Annotated in this window: 14 protein-coding genes; 6 read left to right on the top strand and 8 right to left on the bottom strand. The window is 68.9% G+C overall.

What is annotated here, in order from left to right; genetic code table 11:
- Positions 1–21 precede the first annotated feature (21 nt).
- From ACFW3F_RS11690 to ACFW3F_RS11670, 5 genes are all read right to left on the bottom strand, one after another.
- Entirely contained in the window at positions 22–900 is an 879-nt protein-coding gene (locus tag ACFW3F_RS11690) for a hypothetical protein (RefSeq protein ID WP_388057403.1), read from the bottom strand.
- Positions 901–902: 2 nt separating this feature from the next.
- Positions 903–1,886, bottom strand: coding sequence for a 16S rRNA (cytosine(1402)-N(4))-methyltransferase RsmH (gene rsmH / locus ACFW3F_RS11685; RefSeq protein WP_388057401.1), 984 nt, complete (start codon positions 1,884–1,886; stop codon positions 903–905).
- A 245-nt stretch (positions 1,887–2,131) separates the two neighbouring features.
- Positions 2,132–2,572 carry a division/cell wall cluster transcriptional repressor MraZ gene (gene mraZ, locus ACFW3F_RS11680; protein ID WP_388057399.1) on the bottom strand — a complete coding sequence of 147 codons (441 nt, stop codon included), beginning with the start codon at positions 2,570–2,572 and terminating at the stop codon, positions 2,132–2,134.
- Between the two features lie 606 nt (positions 2,573–3,178).
- A complete protein-coding gene (locus ACFW3F_RS11675) occupies positions 3,179–3,577 on the bottom strand; it encodes a DUF3040 domain-containing protein (RefSeq protein WP_388057397.1) in 399 nt (132 codons plus the stop codon).
- A 166-nt stretch (positions 3,578–3,743) separates the two neighbouring features.
- Positions 3,744–4,217: an SAV_6107 family HEPN domain-containing protein gene (locus ACFW3F_RS11670; RefSeq protein ID WP_388057395.1), complete on the bottom strand. Its 474-nt coding sequence runs from the start codon at positions 4,215–4,217 to the stop codon at positions 3,744–3,746.
- A gap of 370 nt (positions 4,218–4,587) precedes the next feature.
- On the opposite strand from ACFW3F_RS11670, the gene ACFW3F_RS11665 reads away from it, so the two are divergent.
- From ACFW3F_RS11665 to ACFW3F_RS11655, 3 genes are all read left to right on the top strand, one after another.
- Positions 4,588–5,262: a GNAT family N-acetyltransferase gene (locus ACFW3F_RS11665; protein ID WP_388057393.1), complete on the top strand. Its 675-nt coding sequence runs from the start codon at positions 4,588–4,590 to the stop codon at positions 5,260–5,262.
- Between the two features lie 2 nt (positions 5,263–5,264).
- A complete protein-coding gene (locus ACFW3F_RS11660) occupies positions 5,265–6,884 on the top strand; it encodes a phytoene desaturase family protein (RefSeq protein WP_388057391.1) in 1,620 nt (539 codons plus the stop codon).
- 189 nt (positions 6,885–7,073) lie between these two features.
- Positions 7,074–8,036: an LppM family (lipo)protein gene (locus ACFW3F_RS11655; protein ID WP_388057389.1), complete on the top strand. Its 963-nt coding sequence runs from the start codon at positions 7,074–7,076 to the stop codon at positions 8,034–8,036.
- A 42-nt stretch (positions 8,037–8,078) separates the two neighbouring features.
- Here ACFW3F_RS11655 and ACFW3F_RS11650 read toward each other — a convergent pair whose 3' ends face one another.
- On the bottom strand, positions 8,079–9,056 hold the full coding sequence (locus tag ACFW3F_RS11650; RefSeq protein WP_388057387.1) for a methylenetetrahydrofolate reductase: 978 nt from the start codon (positions 9,054–9,056) through the stop codon (positions 8,079–8,081).
- An 11-nt stretch (positions 9,057–9,067) separates the two neighbouring features.
- Here ACFW3F_RS11650 and ACFW3F_RS11645 point away from each other — a divergent pair, with 11 nt between their 5' ends.
- Together ACFW3F_RS11645 and ACFW3F_RS11640 are read left to right on the top strand one after the other, a co-directional pair.
- Complete coding sequence (locus tag ACFW3F_RS11645) at positions 9,068–10,210, top strand: polyprenyl synthetase family protein (RefSeq protein WP_388057385.1); 1,143 nt, start codon at positions 9,068–9,070, stop codon at positions 10,208–10,210.
- Positions 10,207–11,784, top strand: a complete 1,578-nt coding sequence (locus ACFW3F_RS11640; RefSeq protein ID WP_388057383.1) for an alpha-(1->6)-mannopyranosyltransferase A — start codon at positions 10,207–10,209, stop codon at positions 11,782–11,784. The genes ACFW3F_RS11645 and ACFW3F_RS11640 overlap by 4 nt, the downstream gene beginning before the upstream one ends.
- On the opposite strand, the gene ACFW3F_RS11635 is transcribed toward ACFW3F_RS11640, so the two are convergent.
- Positions 11,753–12,118: an Rv2175c family DNA-binding protein gene (locus tag ACFW3F_RS11635; RefSeq protein WP_388057454.1), complete on the bottom strand. Its 366-nt coding sequence runs from the start codon at positions 12,116–12,118 to the stop codon at positions 11,753–11,755. The genes ACFW3F_RS11640 and ACFW3F_RS11635 overlap by 32 nt on opposite strands.
- Before the next feature lie 155 nt (positions 12,119–12,273).
- Here ACFW3F_RS11635 and ACFW3F_RS11630 point away from each other — a divergent pair, with 155 nt between their 5' ends.
- Positions 12,274–13,488: a protein kinase gene (locus ACFW3F_RS11630; protein ID WP_388057381.1), complete on the top strand. Its 1,215-nt coding sequence runs from the start codon at positions 12,274–12,276 to the stop codon at positions 13,486–13,488.
- 61 nt (positions 13,489–13,549) lie between these two features.
- On the opposite strand, the gene ACFW3F_RS11625 is transcribed toward ACFW3F_RS11630, so the two are convergent.
- Positions 13,550–14,941, bottom strand: coding sequence for a class II 3-deoxy-7-phosphoheptulonate synthase (locus ACFW3F_RS11625; RefSeq protein WP_388057379.1), 1,392 nt, complete (start codon positions 14,939–14,941; stop codon positions 13,550–13,552).
- Positions 14,942–14,982: the final 41 nt, after the last annotated feature.

The following is a 14,982-nucleotide window of genomic DNA, read 5'->3' as shown; positions in this document are numbered from 1 at the left end:
GTGCGCTGGGAGCCGACGAACTCACGGGGCGGGCACCACATTCGGCGCGGGGGTCGGCGTCGACGGCGCGGCCGGGGGCACCGCACTAGTTCCCGACGGCGTCGGATTCGCCCCGGACGGCAGCGGATTCGCGCCGGGCGGAGCAGTCTGCGACGGAGTGGATCCACCGGGCGTGGATTGACCCGGCGTGGATTGACCCGGAGTCGGTTGCCCGGAGGCGTCCGACGGTGTGGGCTGCGGCGTCGTGGTCCCGCCCGCGTCCGGCCCCTCGGAACCCGACCGTCCGCCAAGGCCGATCGAGTCATCCACCTGGCTCGGGTCGACCGATTCCGCGGGATCCGGTGCGGTGTCGGGATTCAGGCTCCCCATCGGACGGCCGGAAGCCGGCGCTGGTTTGCCCACCACTCGCGGACGTCGCGGATCGTCGACGATCATCCGGGCGGGATTGTCCGCCGGGATCATGCCGAGACGTGCTGCCTTGTCGGACAATTCGGGCGCCGAGTTGCCCGATTCATAGGTGCGCTTGAGCGCGTCGCGCTGGTCGATGAGGGACTGATTCTGCGTCCGTTCGATCCCCAGCTTGTAGGAGTCCTGTGCCGATTTGGTGGAAAGCCACAGACTCAAACCCAGCCCGAGTACCAGCAGCGCGATGACCGGCACCACGAATGGGGTGTGCTGCAGCCGCTGTCGCAGGGATACCCCGGTCATGGAGAGGCCGCCACCGGTTCGACGCGGTGGTGTGGCACGACCCGCCGCGGTGCGGCGGTGACGTCGGTCGAGCGCGCGCTGGGCGGCGCGCGATCGCGTGGCGCGTTCGGATTCGATGCGGGTCCGGCGTGACCGTCGTGAGTCGCGATCGTCGTCGGCGGCACGCGACGGGGCCTCGTGCAGGATGGTCATGCTCAGCCCTTCTCGACTCGTTCGATCGCGCGGACACGAACCGGCGCCGAGCGCGGGTTGGTGGCCAGTTCGTTCTCGTCCGGACGCTCTGCTCCGCGGGTCACCAGCCGGAATTCCGCTGCCGTACCCGGCAATTCGACCGGCAGCCCAGGCGGCGAGGTCGACGATGTGCGCGTGGCGAACTCGCGCTTGACGATCCGGTCCTCGAGCGATTGATAGCTCATCACGACGACCCGACCACCGATGACGAGGAAGTCCAGCGCCGCAGGCAATGCCTCACGCAGAACGTCCAATTCGTGATTGACCTCGATGCGCAGCGCCTGGAAGGTCCGTTTCGCCGGGTGACCGCCGGTCCGCCTGGTGGCGGCCGGGATCGCGGCATAGAGCAGTTCGACGAGGCGCGCACTGGTCGTGAACGGCTCCTTGTCCCGCTCACGCAGAACCGCCGACGCGATGCGTCCGGCGAAGCGCTCCTCCCCGTACTCGGAGAGGACGCGCGCCAGGTCACCGTGCGAATAGGTGTTGAGTACGTCGGCGGCCGTGAGGGGGTCGTCGGCGTTCATCCGCATGTCCAGCGGGGCGTCCACGGCGTACGCGAATCCACGCCCGGCCTGATCCAACTGCATCGACGACACGCCGAGATCGAACAGCGCGGCGTCGACCGCCGACTCCCCCGCGGCCTCCATCACATCTCGGATCTCGTGAAATGTCGCCTGATGCAGGGAGATCCGGTCGACATACGGGGCCAGGCGGGTACGGGCGATCTCGAGCGCCGAGGCATCTCGGTCGATCCCGACCACACGGGCGTTCGGGAACGACTCGAGAATCAGCTGGCTGTGCCCGCCGGCGCCGAGCGTGGCGTCGAGGAACACCCGCGGCTCATCGGATTCCAGTGCCGGGCTCAGCAACTCGACGATGCGACCACCCATGACGGGGATGTGTCCGAACTCGCCGGAGCGGCGCGGTTCGTCACCTGCATCGACCATGATGAAGACCCCCCATCGGCGTGTGTGCGGTATCGGCGGTGGGCGGCTTCTTCTCGTCGGCGAGAGCAGGCGGTCGGATGGAGCGGGGTCCCGGCCCGATCACGCACCTGGCGTTGGGGAAGTACGCCAGGGTCGGACCGGGCCGGGGCCTCGTGCCACCCGAAGCCTTTGGGCACCGAACTCGCCCATCGGTTGCTGTCTCTAGTCGGTTGCGTCTCTTGCGATCGCCGCGCCGAGCCTCCCGGCTACAGCACCGCGTTCAGTGCAGCGGAGTTGGCGGCCGAGAAGTTCTCCTCATGCCGGGTCTGGTACTCGTCCCAGGCGGCCGAGTCCCAGATCTCGAGGTGATCGAAGCTGCCGAACACCACGCACTCCTTGGACAGTCCCGCGTACACACGATGGTCGGGGGACAGGCTGATCCTGCCCTGACCGTCCGGTCGTTGTTCTTCCGAACCGGCGAAGAACGTTCGCTGGAAAGCCCGCAGATCAGGGTCGTTTCGGGACGCCTCGACGATCCTTGCCGCAATCGCATCGAACTCTTCGGTCCGGTACACCGACAAGCTGTGATCTTGGCCTTTTGTGACCACTACCCCTCCTGCCAGTGCATCGCGGAACTTGGCGGGCAACGTGAGTCGCCCTTTGTCATCCAATTTGGGCGTGTAGGTACCGACGAATCGCACAGACACGTCGACACCTCCTGCCCACTGGGCTCCGCGCCTTCCCTACACAGCCCGCTCGCTTCGCTCCCGGCGCTGCGGTTGTGTGCAGCCCGCTCGCTTCGCTCCCGGCGCTGTGGTGAATCGCTTCACCCAGTGATGCCACAGTACCCCACTTTCCACCACTTTCCACCCCCAGAACCCCCTAGCTCACCCCCACCCAGCAAAGTTGCAGTTCAGAGCGGTGAAACACCGCTCTGTCAGCGCGTGTTCCGGCGCGTCGCCTCCAGGTTCCACGCTGTAGCCACGTGACAAATGAGGTCTGATGAGGCCAAAGGGACGTCAAAGGTACGTCTACCGCCCACCCATTCGTGCAGGTGGGGCAAAGTGGGGCACCCGGGTGGGGAGAAGTGGGGCAGACCGGTGGGGAGAAGTGGAGCCCGTCGACCGTGCGCCCGATCCCGTCGACTGTGCGCCGCGTGGTCATCCAGTCAGCGCGAGAGGCGGGCGGCAACACAACAGAGCCGCGTACCCGTGGGGCACGCGGCTCTGACGTATGCGGTTGTCGCGGTGGTGTCGCGGTTGTTCGCCGGGGTCGTTCAGCCGATCGGCGAACGCGGAGTCAGGATCGGCAGATCACTCCTGCTCGAATCGGCGATTGAATCGCTCCTCCATACGTTCGGACAGCTTGCGCTTGGCACCGGAGGATCCGGACTGCTTCTTCCCCGCCCTGGGCGTCGGCGAACCGGCCTCGGTGGAATTGTCTCCCCACAGCGCGAAGAGGCCTGCCCCGAACATCACCAGGAACCCCAGAAGGCTCACTATCGGGAACCCGCCGATGTTGATGTTGACTATGAGTCCGCCGACCAGCATCACCAGACCGACGACGAAGACCGCCGCCGCCTGCAAGCGACGTCGTCCGCTCGACTTCCCCAGACGTCGACGCTTGACACTGGACGCAAACTTGGGGTCTTCCGCGTACAGCGCGCTCTCGATTTGTTCGAGCATGCGTTGCTCGTGCTCCGAAAGTGGCACCGACCCTCCTTCTCACTGATCCGCGACGCCGACGAAGGTCACCCGCGACCGGAAAGGCGTCTGCGCCTATATCGTCCCATGATACGAGGTGAAATCGACCGCGACCACCATTACTCGCCGTTGCAGATGACCGTCCGGTGCGTCAACCGGCAAAGTGTGGCCGGTTTCACGCTGTCGCCCCGATCTGAGGGGCGTCGGAACCGAGTTTTCCTTGCTCGTAGGCGATGACCATCGTCTCGACCTGACGGAGAAAGTCGAGGACGAGGAGCCGCATCCCCGCGACACTGTCGGGATCGACCGTGCGGATGATGCCGGACTCGATCTTCATCCGAACCGGTGAGAGCGCGGCGAAGCGGGCCGCGATCGGCGCCAGGTCCGGTGCGACCACGCCGATGCGGGTCCAGGCGTTCGACGTCCTACGCCGGACCGTGCCGACCGGCTCGTGCACCGCGAGGGCCGCACCCGAGGCACGAAGGGCGACGAGGTAGAGCTGGCGGAAACGCTCGGCACCATCCTCGACGCCATCGGCGTTGTCGAGGAGTAGGTGTGCACGCTCGAGGAGATCCCGGGCACGGCCGACCATCATCGGGTCGACCAAAGCCGCGTGGGTGAGAGCTGTGGCGCTGCGCTGCCTGGCCATGCCGTCCTCCTCATCGTGTTGCTGCGTCCGGCGGCAGACGCTTCCCTCGTCCGCCGCCGGACCGTGTCGAGGATGAACGCGAACAGCTTGCGGAGGCACATTCATCGAACATCCGTTCGACACGTTCAATATAGCTATCCCGGCGTCGGTGTTCAAGACATCTGTGACCCGACTCCATCGCCTGCGATGTACAACGCCACCACCTGCGACCCGATTCCTGCCGAGTGTGCATCATCGATAGGACAACTCCCGGGAGTGGCCCGCGATGCGATGCCCCAGGACGGGACGGTCCCGCCGTCCCCGATGCCGGGCGACCTCGCATGCGGGTCGACGACGACCGGAGACCGACGACGCAGAGAACGGAAGTCCGTTGACCATCCGTCTGGTGAGCTTGAGCGGCGACGACGCCCGCGCCTGGCTCGAGCCCGCATTGGAGATCTACGTGACCGCGATGAACTATCCGCGCGGCACCGAGATCCATCGGGCCGGCCTCTGGCGCGAGCACATCGCCCGGCCGGGATGGCGCGCGGTGGGCGCGATAGAAACCGTGACCCCGTACGAAGCACGGACCATGCCGGCAGCTCGACGCCGGGTGGGTCCACCGGTCGGCGTCGGACCCGACGACCTGCTTGTCGGGATCGCCTACGGCTACACCGGCGCGACGGGCCAGTGGTGGAATCAGCAACTGCGACTCGGACTCCGCGAGACGGGGCGCCCACCCGCGACGGTCGAGGCGATCGCCCGCGACTACTTCGAACTCACCGAGCTGCATGTGCACCCGACGGCCCAGGGACGAGGGATCGGACAGTGGCTGCTCGCCCGGCTACTCGCCGACCGGCCCGAACGTCATGTGTTGCTGTCGACGCCGGAGATCCCCGCCGAGGACAACCGCGCGTGGTCGCTGTACCGGCGGATGGGCTTCACCGACGTCCTGCGCCACTTCACCTTCACCGGCGACCCACGTCCGTTCGCCTTCCTCGGGCGTCCACTCCCGCTGGAACTACAACCCCCGACCGCGGCACAGCGCGTCGGTACCGGGAGCTGACCGTGCACGGCACTCGACGCGATGCCGTCGTCATCGGCGCGGGCCACAACGGCCTGATCGCCGCGGCCTACCTGGCGCAGGCCGGACGGAACGTGGAAGTCCTCGAGCGGGACGAGATCCCGGGCGGCGCCGTCTCGACCGTCGAACGCTTCCCCGGACATCGGGTCGATCGCGGGTCGTCGGCACACCTGATGATCCGGCACTCCCCCGTGCTCGACGACCTGGACCTGGCCGCACACGGCCTGCGTTACGTCGACTGCGATCCGTGGGCGTTCGTCCCGGCGACCGCGACAGCCCCGCCGATCGTCTTCCGCACGGACCTGGACGCGACCTGCGCTTCCATCGAAACTGCCTGTGGCGCAGCCGATGCAGCCGCGTATCGGCGATTCGTCGCGACGTGGATGCCGCGTGCCCGGGCTGTCATGGACGCGTTCTACCAACCCGCGACGATGGGCCGGTTCGGCCGGGCGTTCGGCGGCCTCGGCGACACCGCGAGCACGGCACGCACCGGGTTCCTCGGCCGGCGGAGCGGCCGGGTCATGAACCTCACCGCCGAGTTGATGACGTCGGGCGACTCCCTCCTCGACGAGTACTTCGAGTCCGAACAGCTCAAGGCCGGTCTCGCCTGGTTCGGCGCCCAGTCCGGGCCGCCCATGAGTGCACCCGGGACCGCACCGATGGTCGGCTTCGCCGCACTCATGCACCTCATTCCGCCCGGCCGCGCGATCGGGGGAAGCGGCGCCCTGACCGACGCGCTCGTGCACCGGATCGATCGGGACGGCGGCCGCGTCTCGTGCGGGGACCCGGCGGTGTCGGTCGCCCGCTGCGGCGACCATTGGCGGGTGCTCACCAGCAGTGGCGAAGCCCGCTGCGCCGGCACCGTCATCAACGCGTGTCACGTGCTGACCACGCTGGATCTCCTCGCGGCCGGCGGTTTCGACGCGGGGATCATCGACCGTTGGCGACGCGCCATCGTCGTGGGCAGTGGCATCGGGATGGCCGTCCGACTCGGGACGACGAGCCTGCCCGATTATCGGGATCTGCCGTCCGACCTGCCCGAACACGGTGTCCACTCGGCCCTCGGCCTACTCGTGACCGACCGTGCCCACCTCACCAGGGCCCACGCCGCGGCGTCGGTCGGTGAGCTCCCCCCGCGTCCCGCGGTGGTCGCGATGAGCTATTCGGCGATCGATCCGACGCTCGCACCGCCGGGCCGGTCCGTCATCAATCTCTGGGCGCAGTGGCATCCGTACCGGCTGGCCGAGGGCGACTGGTCCTCCGCGGCCGACCGCGCCGCGAAGGCCGTGTGCGAGGAGGTGGATCGTCATGCACCCGGATTCGCCGAATCGATCGCCCACCGATACATCCAGACACCGCGAGACCTCGCCGACGAACTCGGTCTGATCGGCGGCAACATCATGCACGTCGAGATGTCCATCGACCAGATGTTCATGTGGCGTCCGACCCCGGATCTCGCGGGTCACCAGGTCCCGGGCGCCGACGGTGTGTTCCTCGCCGGCGCGTCGACCCATCCCGGCGGAGGTGTCACCGGAGCGAGCGGATACATCACCGCGCACCTCGCGCTGCGTCGCGGACGCCGAGGGCTCCGCCGCCGATCCTGATCAGCGCGGTACCTCCGCGGTCCCGGCGGGCCGCGGCTGTGTCCGTTGTCACTGGTCCCTGAGATGCGCCCTGAAGACGGGCCCGAAAGCGCTGTGTCGCCGACGCCCACACGCGGGGCGGCTTCGGCCGGGCACCCGGACGCGGCGCGGCGTGACGGGTGACCCGCAGCGCGGCCGGGGTCTGGCACGATGAGCACCGTGCGTTCGTCGAATCCCGTACCGGGTGCGCCCGAGTCCCGCCGAGCCCGGCGCCTGTTGCCGGCCGCGGTGGCCATCGTCCTCGTCGCCCTGTCCCCGCTGATCGCCGGTTGTCTCGAGCGGTCGACGACGGTCGGTGACCGCTATTCGGGCAGCGTCGTCGTCGCGACCACCCCGGACAACCCGCGCGGGACGCCGCAGCTCGACCTGCCCGAGTCGATGGTCGGGCAGGTCTCGGTGACCGACTACCGGCAGGTGCCGGAGCAACCCGACGCGCCGTCGTCGACCCCCGGTGACACCGCCGAGCCCGGATCTCCTGCATCATCGGAGACCGCCAGGAACGACGACGCCGGCGCAGAGGGGAATCCCGACGAGGACGATCCCGCCACCCGCGTGGGGACGCGCGCATCGTTCAGCGACCTCACTGCGGGCCAGTTCGCCCAGCTCGGCGACATCGTGGCCGATGCCTACGGCGACACCTCGCTGACCATGGACCTCACCGCCAAGCGCAGCGGCGAGGTGGTGCGTTTCCGCGGCGACGCGGATCTGTCGGAACTCGTCCCGGCGCGCGACTACGTCCAACTGACCGTCACCTTCGGCGGTCCGGTGACCGCGACGAACGGCGAGCAGGTCGGCGAGTCGACGGTGACCTGGACACCTGCCCCCGGTGAACCGTCGGACTTCAGCGCCGACGCCACCTACCCGGACCCGGCGACCGCCGCGGTCAGCAGTTGGTCGTGGTTCGTCGCCCTGCTGTGCGTCGTGGTCGTCCTCGTGATCGTCCGGATCGCCTACGCCAAGCGCCACCGCGGTCCGCGACCCGGACGTCCCGTCCCGGGAAAGACTGCACCGCCGACGATCTCCGGCGAGGGACTCGCCGCCGCCGCCGATCCTGTCACGGGTCCGGCACCGGGGGCGACCGGACCGGACCAGACGCCGCCCGCCGCCAGGTGATCTGGACCGGCTGACGGCGCGCCGCCGCTCCGGCCGAGCAGCTCAGGCCGGGACGTGCAGGGCGGCGTCGACATCCACGCCGAGCCGCCCGAGGACCTCCGTGGTGGCCTTGGCGAAGTTCAGGCTGCAGAAATGCAGGCACGGCGCATCCTCGGCGATGAGGCGCTGTGCCATCTCGGTCGCGAAGTCGATGCCGACGGCGCGGACCGACGCGCGGTCCTCTTCGGCACCGTTGCCCGCGGCCTTGACGAAACGTTCCTCGACGTCGGGCGGGATCACCGAGCCCGACAGCTCGACCATCCGCCGGGCGGTGGCCAGCGAGGTCACCGGCATGATGCCCGGGATGATCGGCTTGGCCCCCTGTTCGGGATCGGCGGCCGCGACTCGATCGCGCAGCCGCAGGTAGTGCTCGACGTCGAAGAACATCTGGGTGATGGAGTACTCGGCACCGGATCGCAGCTTGCTGACGAGCGTGCGGGTGTCGTGGTCGACGTCGGGCGACCGGTGGTGGGTCTCGGGGAACGACGCCACGCCCACGTGGAAATCACCCAGGGTGTCGATGAGCCGAACCAACTGCTCGGCGTACTCGACGCCGTCGGGATGAGCGATCCACTCGCCGAGCGGATCACCGGGCGGGTCGCCACGAAGCGCGAGGATGTTGGTGATGCCCCGGTCGGCGTAGGCCCCGACGAGTGCGCGCAACTCCGCGATGCTGTGATTGACCGCGGTCAGGTGCGCGACCGGGAGCAGCGTGGTCTGCGCCGCCAGCTCACCGGTGATGCGCACCGTCCGGTCCCGGGTCGAGCCGCCCGCACCGTAGGTCATCGACACGAACGCCGGGGACAACCGCTCGAAGATGCGCACCGCCCGCCACAGCCGGGACTCGGCCTCGGCGTCACGCGGCGGGAAGAACTCGACGGAGAACGGGACCGGTCCGCGGTGCGGAGCGGACAGTCGTTCGACGATCGAGGGTGCGGGAGCGGTTGGGGTCACCGGCACAGTGTACGGAGCTGGTCGCATAGCCTGGCAGGGTGACCTCCACGATCCCCACGCCCACCTCGCTCGATGCGGTCCCGGGCGCCGTCGAGGCCGAATTACGTGCCTTCTTCGCCGATGCGGTTCCGGCCGCCACTGCGATCGCGCCGGTGGTCGGTGAGGCCGCCGAACTGATCCGGGAGTTCGTCCTGCGCGGCGGCAAGCGCATCCGGCCGGTCTTCGCATTCGCCGGCTGGCGCTGCGGGACGTCGTCCTCGGACCGAACCGTCACCGACGACGACGCTCCCGGCCCGCACGACGCGCTGCGCGTCTGCGCCGCGCTCGAACTCGTACAGGCCTGCGCTCTCATCCATGACGACATCATCGACCGGTCCGACACCCGACGCGGACATCCGACCGTGCACCGGGAGTTCGAGGCTCGGCACGCGGGCGCGGAGTGGACCGGGGATTCCGGTGCACACGGGGTCGCGGCCGCGATCCTGGCCGGCGACTTCGCGCTCGCCTGGGCGGACGACCTGGTGCACGGACATCGGCCGGGCGGCTCGACGAGTTGGGACGGCGACCGGCGATTGCCCGCCGAGGTGGGTGCGACGTGGGCGGCCATGCGGACCGAGGTGCTCGGTGGCCAGTTCCTCGACATCGTGAACGAGGCCGGCGGCGACGACTCGACCGAGGCCGCCTATCGCGTGATGGAGTTCAAGACCGCCGCCTACACCGTCGCGCGGCCACTCGAACTCGGCGCGCGACTTGCGGGCGGCTCGGAACAACTCGTATCGGGTCTGCGTTCGATCGGGCACGATCTGGGGATCGCCTTCCAGCTCCGCGACGATCTGCTCGGCGTGTTCGGCGACCCGGAACGGACGGGCAAGCCCTCCGGTGACGACCTGGTCGCGGGTAAGCGCACAGCCCTGCTGGCGATCGCCCTGCAGCGCGCCGATGCGGCCGACCCGGCCCTCGGCGCGCGGCTGCGCTCTTATCTGGGGCGTTCACTGGATGATGACGAGTTGAACACCGCCCGAAACATTTTCGTGGAGGTGGGCGCGGTGGACGAGGTGGAGAACTCGATCGACGAACTGTTGCGGTCGGCATTGACCGCACTCGACGCCGCCGATATCGGCGCGGACATCCGAACCGAATTGATCGCGGTCGCACATCGCGTCGCGCATCGCGAGGCGTGAGCACTCCCGCACCACGCGCTGCCGGCGGCGGCGCGGCCGGTCGACGCGATCTCGTCCTCGGCGCGATCGGGTCCGCCCTTGTCTGCCTCGGCAGCTTCGGTGTCGGCGACCCACCGCGCAATTCCGCTGTCCTCTCCGATCTCGGGCTGAGCTGGATCACCTACGGACACGGGAAGAACGTCTTCGGCACCCTGTTCTGGCTGGGTGTCTTCCTGATGGTGTTGGGGTGGGTCCGGCTCGGGCGCCGGATCTTCGGGACGGCGGCGCCGGGAGCGAAGCGAGCGCCCTCCCCTTCCGACGCCGTACCCACGACCCGCACGCTCGGTCGGTGGGTGCTGGTGTGGGCCGCACCGCTTCTCGTCGCGGTGCCGGTGTACTCCCGCGATGTCTACGCATATCTGGCGCAGGGGGCCGTGTTCGGCGCCGGGTTCGATCCGTACGCCGACGGTCCCGCCCATGCACCTGGTCCGCTCGTGGACAGCATGGCGCAGGTGTGGGCCACCACGACGGCACCTTATGGCCCGTTCTTCATGGGCATGCTGCGCGTCGTCACCGAGATCACCGGCGATCAGGTGGTCGTCGGTGTGCTGGCCATCCGGCTCGTACTGCTACCCGGACTCTTTCTGTCCCTGTGGACGATCCCGCGCCTGGCCGAACGGTTCGGCGCCTCTCCCCAGGCCGGGCTCTGGCTGGTGTTGTTCAATCCGTTGATTCTGATCCACCTCGTGGCGGGCCCCCATGTCGAGCTGCTGATGATGGGCGTACTCGTCACCGGGATCGTCTTGGTGGTCGACGGCAAGCACGTGCTGGGCACGTCGGTCCTGGCACTCGCGGTGTCGATCAAGATCACGGCCGGGATCGCGATGCCGTTCGTGTTGTGGATCTGGTTGTCGCACATCCGTTCTCGCCGACCGGTGACGGCTCGCGACGTGGTGACCGTGTTCGCGTCGATCGTCGGCATCGCGGTCGCGGTCTTCGGTGTGTGGACCCTGGCGATCGGTCTGGGACTCGGTTGGCTCACCGGTCTGGGTTGGGCCGACGTGATCATCAACTGGTTCACCATCCCCACCCTTGCCGCCCACCTGGTGACCTTGGTCGCGGCGCCGTTCGTCGCACTCAACCTGCAACCGGTGCTCGAGGTCACGCGGGCGATCGGTTACGTGGTTCTCGCGGTGACGCTCGTCGCGCTGTGGTGGCGCCACCGCCACGATGTGCGCGACGCGGTGGCCGGAATGGCCTGGGCGATGCTGGCCGTCCTACTGCTCGAACCGTCGACGCTGCCCTGGTATTACACCTGGGTGCTGGTGATCGCGGTGGCGTTCGAACTGCCGATGTGGGTACGGGCCACGGTCGTCGGAGCCTCGACCTTCCTGCTGATCGTGTTCCAGCCCGACGACGCGATCGTGTTCTACAAGCCGGTCGAGGTGGGCCTGGCTGCGGCACTGGCGGGCCTCGCAGCCTGGTCGCTCACCCGCCGGGACCCGTTGCGACTGGGCCGATTCGGCCGATGGGCGTGGGGCACGACCCCGGCCGGGGAGTCCGTCAGAAAGCCTGGGCCTGCGCCCGCCGGATGACCTCGCGGGCGAAATCGGTGCGCAGTGCCGCCGCGGGGTGCAGGCCGAGGTCGTCCTGCTCGGTGAACAGCCACTCCATCACCTCGTCGCGCGTGTAACCGCCGTCGAACAGCACCGCCACGAGACCGTAGAAGTGTTTGACGACACCGTCCTCGTCGAAGAAGAGCGCCGGGATCGCCGGATACCCGCCGTGGGAGACCGCGAGCAGGTGATGGTCACGGATGAGTGTTCGCACCCGGTTGGTCGACACCCCGAGGCGGTCGGCGACATCGTCGATCGACAGGAACTCGGTGTCGGAAGGCAGAGTGTCAGGCGACAACGGTAGGGAACCCACGTCGAAAGCGTAGCCGGTAGTGGGGATCGGGAGAAACCATCGGGTCGGGACGACCGTGATGCAGGAGACCGGCGTGACACCCGGTGTCACGACGCTCGGTGCCGGCATCGTGCCGATGCTCTCGACCGGCCCGGCCTGCAGGTAGATTCGGCAGCGTGAACTCCGCCGTCGACACGCTGCTCGGGACCGTCCTCGAGGGCCGGTACCGGATCGACGCGCCCATCGCGCGCGGCGGCATGTCGGCCGTGTACCTCGCCGTCGACCTCCGATTGGGGCGCGACGTGGCGGTGAAGGTGATGGACTCCCGGTACTCGGGCGACTCACAGTTCCTGCGCCGCTTCGAGTTCGAGGCACGTGCGGTCGCCGGACTGAAACACCCGGGGCTCGTCGCCGTGTACGACCAGGGCATCGACAACGGCATCGCGTTCCTGGTGATGGAATTGGTCGACGGGGGCAGTCTGCGAGAGCTGTTGCGCGAACGCGGTCCGATGCCGCCCCACGCGGTGGTCGCGGTGGCCGCGCCGGTTCTGGGTGGGCTCGGCACCGCGCACGCGGCGGGCCTGGTCCATCGCGACGTGAAACCGGAGAATGTGCTCATCTCCGACGAGGGCGAGGTCAAGGTCGCCGACTTCGGGTTGGTGCGAGCCGTGGCCGAGGCGGGGGTGACCTCGGCGAGCGTGATCCTCGGGACCGCCGCCTACCTGTCCCCCGAACAGGTCGAGTCCACCCACGCCGACGCCCGCAGCGACGTCTACTCCATGGGCGTGATGATGTTCGAACTCCTCACGGGCAGAACACCGTTCTCTGGTGACTCGCCGCTCGCACTCGCCTACCAGCGACTCAGTTTCGATGTGCCGGCGCCCGGTGACGTGATCGCCGGGGTACCCGAGGAGTTCGACGAGATCGTGCTGCGCGCGACCGAGCGCAACCCGGCCGATCGGTACGCGGACGGGTTCGACATGCAGCGCGCGCTGCTCGCCGTCGCCGACGAGCTCGATCTCCCGCCCTTCACGGTGCCCGCCCCGCGCCGATCGGCCGAACGACAGACGGTGTCCCGCTACCGGGGCCCGGATCCCGGCGGGCACGGCACCCGAGTGCAGTCGGTGCCGGGTCCGCACACCCCGGCGTCCGAGCCGGTGCGGCAGGCGCACACCGACACCCCGGTCGACCAACCGGAGATCGAACGCGACGACCCTGCACCGCCGCGCCCGGCGAGCCGACGCACCTCACGGCCCGAAGCCGGGGAACCCGAACTCATCGGCGGCAGCCGCCTGGGCGCGCTGCTGTGGATCGTCGTCGTGCTCCTGCTGACCGGCGGGCTGGGTGCCCTCGGTTTCTGGGTCGGCAGCACGTTCCTGGCCATCGGCTGACCCAGCCCTCAGTCGCGCCGCCCCTCAGCAGCGCCGCCCAACATCTCAGCCGCCCAACATCTCAGCCGCGCAGCATCTCCGCGACGAGGAACGCGAGTTCGAGCGACTGCTGGGTGTTCAGCCGCGGATCGCAGGCGGTCTCGTAGCGTCCGCCGAGGTCGAGATCCGAGATCTCCTGCGCGCCACCGAGACATTCGGTGACGTCCTCGCCGGTGAGCTCGACGTGGACACCGCCGGGATGACTGCCCAACGCGCGGTGCACCTCGAAGAAGCCCTGCACCTCGTCGACGATCCGGTCGAAGTGCCGGGTCTTGAAACCGGTCGACGCCTCGTGGGTGTTGCCGTGCATCGGATCGCACTGCCAGATGACCTTGTGCCCGGTCGCCTCGACGGCGCCGACGATCGCCGGCAGCACGTCGCGGACCTTGCCGTTGCCCATCCGCGCGACGAGCGTGAGCCGCCCCGGCACGTTGTGCGGGTCGAGACGCTCGACGTACTCGACCGCCTGCTCGGGCGTCGTGGTGGGTCCGATCTTCACGCCGATCGGGTTGCTGACGAGCTCGGCGAACGCGATGTGCGCGCCGTCGAGCTGGCGGGTCCGCTCTCCGATCCACAGGAAGTGCGCCGACAGGTCGTAGAGGACCTTGCCGGGACCGTCGGGGTCGTCGGCGAGTCGCAGCATGGCGCGCTCGTAGTCGAGGACGAGCGCTTCATGCGACGCGAAGATCGCCGCCGAGTTGAGGCTGCTGTCGGTGACCCCGCACGCGTCCATGAAGCGCAGACCGCGGTCGATCTCGGACGCGAGCGCCTCGTAGCGTGCGCCGGCCGGTGACGTGCGCACGAACTCACGGTTCCAGTCGTGCACCCGGCTCAGGTCCGCCTCGGCCTGGGTGAGGGCGCGGACGAGGTTCATCGCGGCGGCCGCGTTCGCGTACGCACGCACCAGCCGGGACGGGTCGTGTGCCCGAACCGCGGCGTCGGCCGGGAAACCGTTGACCATGTCCCCGCGGTACGACGGCAGACCCAGGGCGTCCACGTCGGACGAGCGCGGCTTGGCGTACTGACCCGCGATCCGGGCCACCTTGACCACCGGCATGCTGGCGCCGTAGGTGAGCACGACGGCCATCTGCAGCAGCGTGCGGATGTTGCCCTTGATGTGGGGCTCGGTGTTGTCGGCGAATGTCTCCGCGCAGTCGCCGCCCTGCAGCAGGAAGGCACGCCCCTCGGCGACGTCGGCGAGCTGCGCGGCGAGGGTCTGGACCTCGGCCGGCATACAGATCGGCGGCACCGATTCGAGGACCGTACGCATCTTGCGCGCCTCGTCGGCCGGCCAGCTCGGCTGCTGCACCGCCGGGCGGCTGAGCGCGTCGTCGAAACGCGTTTGGAGATCACCCGGAAGCGGAGGGAGCTCGGGGAGCTCGTCGATCGGCACGTCTACGGTCCAGTTCACCACCCGTCCAGGGTAAAGGAGACGCGGCCGTCGTCCCGTTCGCG

Origin of the sequence: Gordonia sp. NPDC058843 (assembly GCF_042743165.1) — a bacterium.
GTDB lineage: Bacteria > Actinomycetota > Actinomycetes > Mycobacteriales > Mycobacteriaceae > Gordonia.
Note: the sequence above shows the minus strand (reverse complement) of the source record. Positions and strands in the feature narration are given on the sequence as shown.

Bases quoted from the DNA above. Each gene is read 5' to 3' on its own strand.
- ACFW3F_RS11655 (WP_388057389.1), top strand. From the start codon at position 7,074: ATGAGCACCGTGCGTTCGTCGAATCCCGTACCGGGTGCGCCCGAGTCC.
- ACFW3F_RS11690 (WP_388057403.1), bottom strand. From the start codon at position 900: ATGACCATCCTGCACGAGGCCCCGTCGCGTGCCGCCGACGACGATCGC.
- ACFW3F_RS11670 (WP_388057395.1), bottom strand. From the start codon at position 4,217: ATGGCCAGGCAGCGCAGCGCCACAGCTCTCACCCACGCGGCTTTGGTC.
- rsmH (WP_388057401.1), bottom strand. From the start codon at position 1,886: ATGGTCGATGCAGGTGACGAACCGCGCCGCTCCGGCGAGTTCGGACAC.
- ACFW3F_RS11650 (WP_388057387.1), bottom strand. From the start codon at position 9,056: ATGCGACCAGCTCCGTACACTGTGCCGGTGACCCCAACCGCTCCCGCA.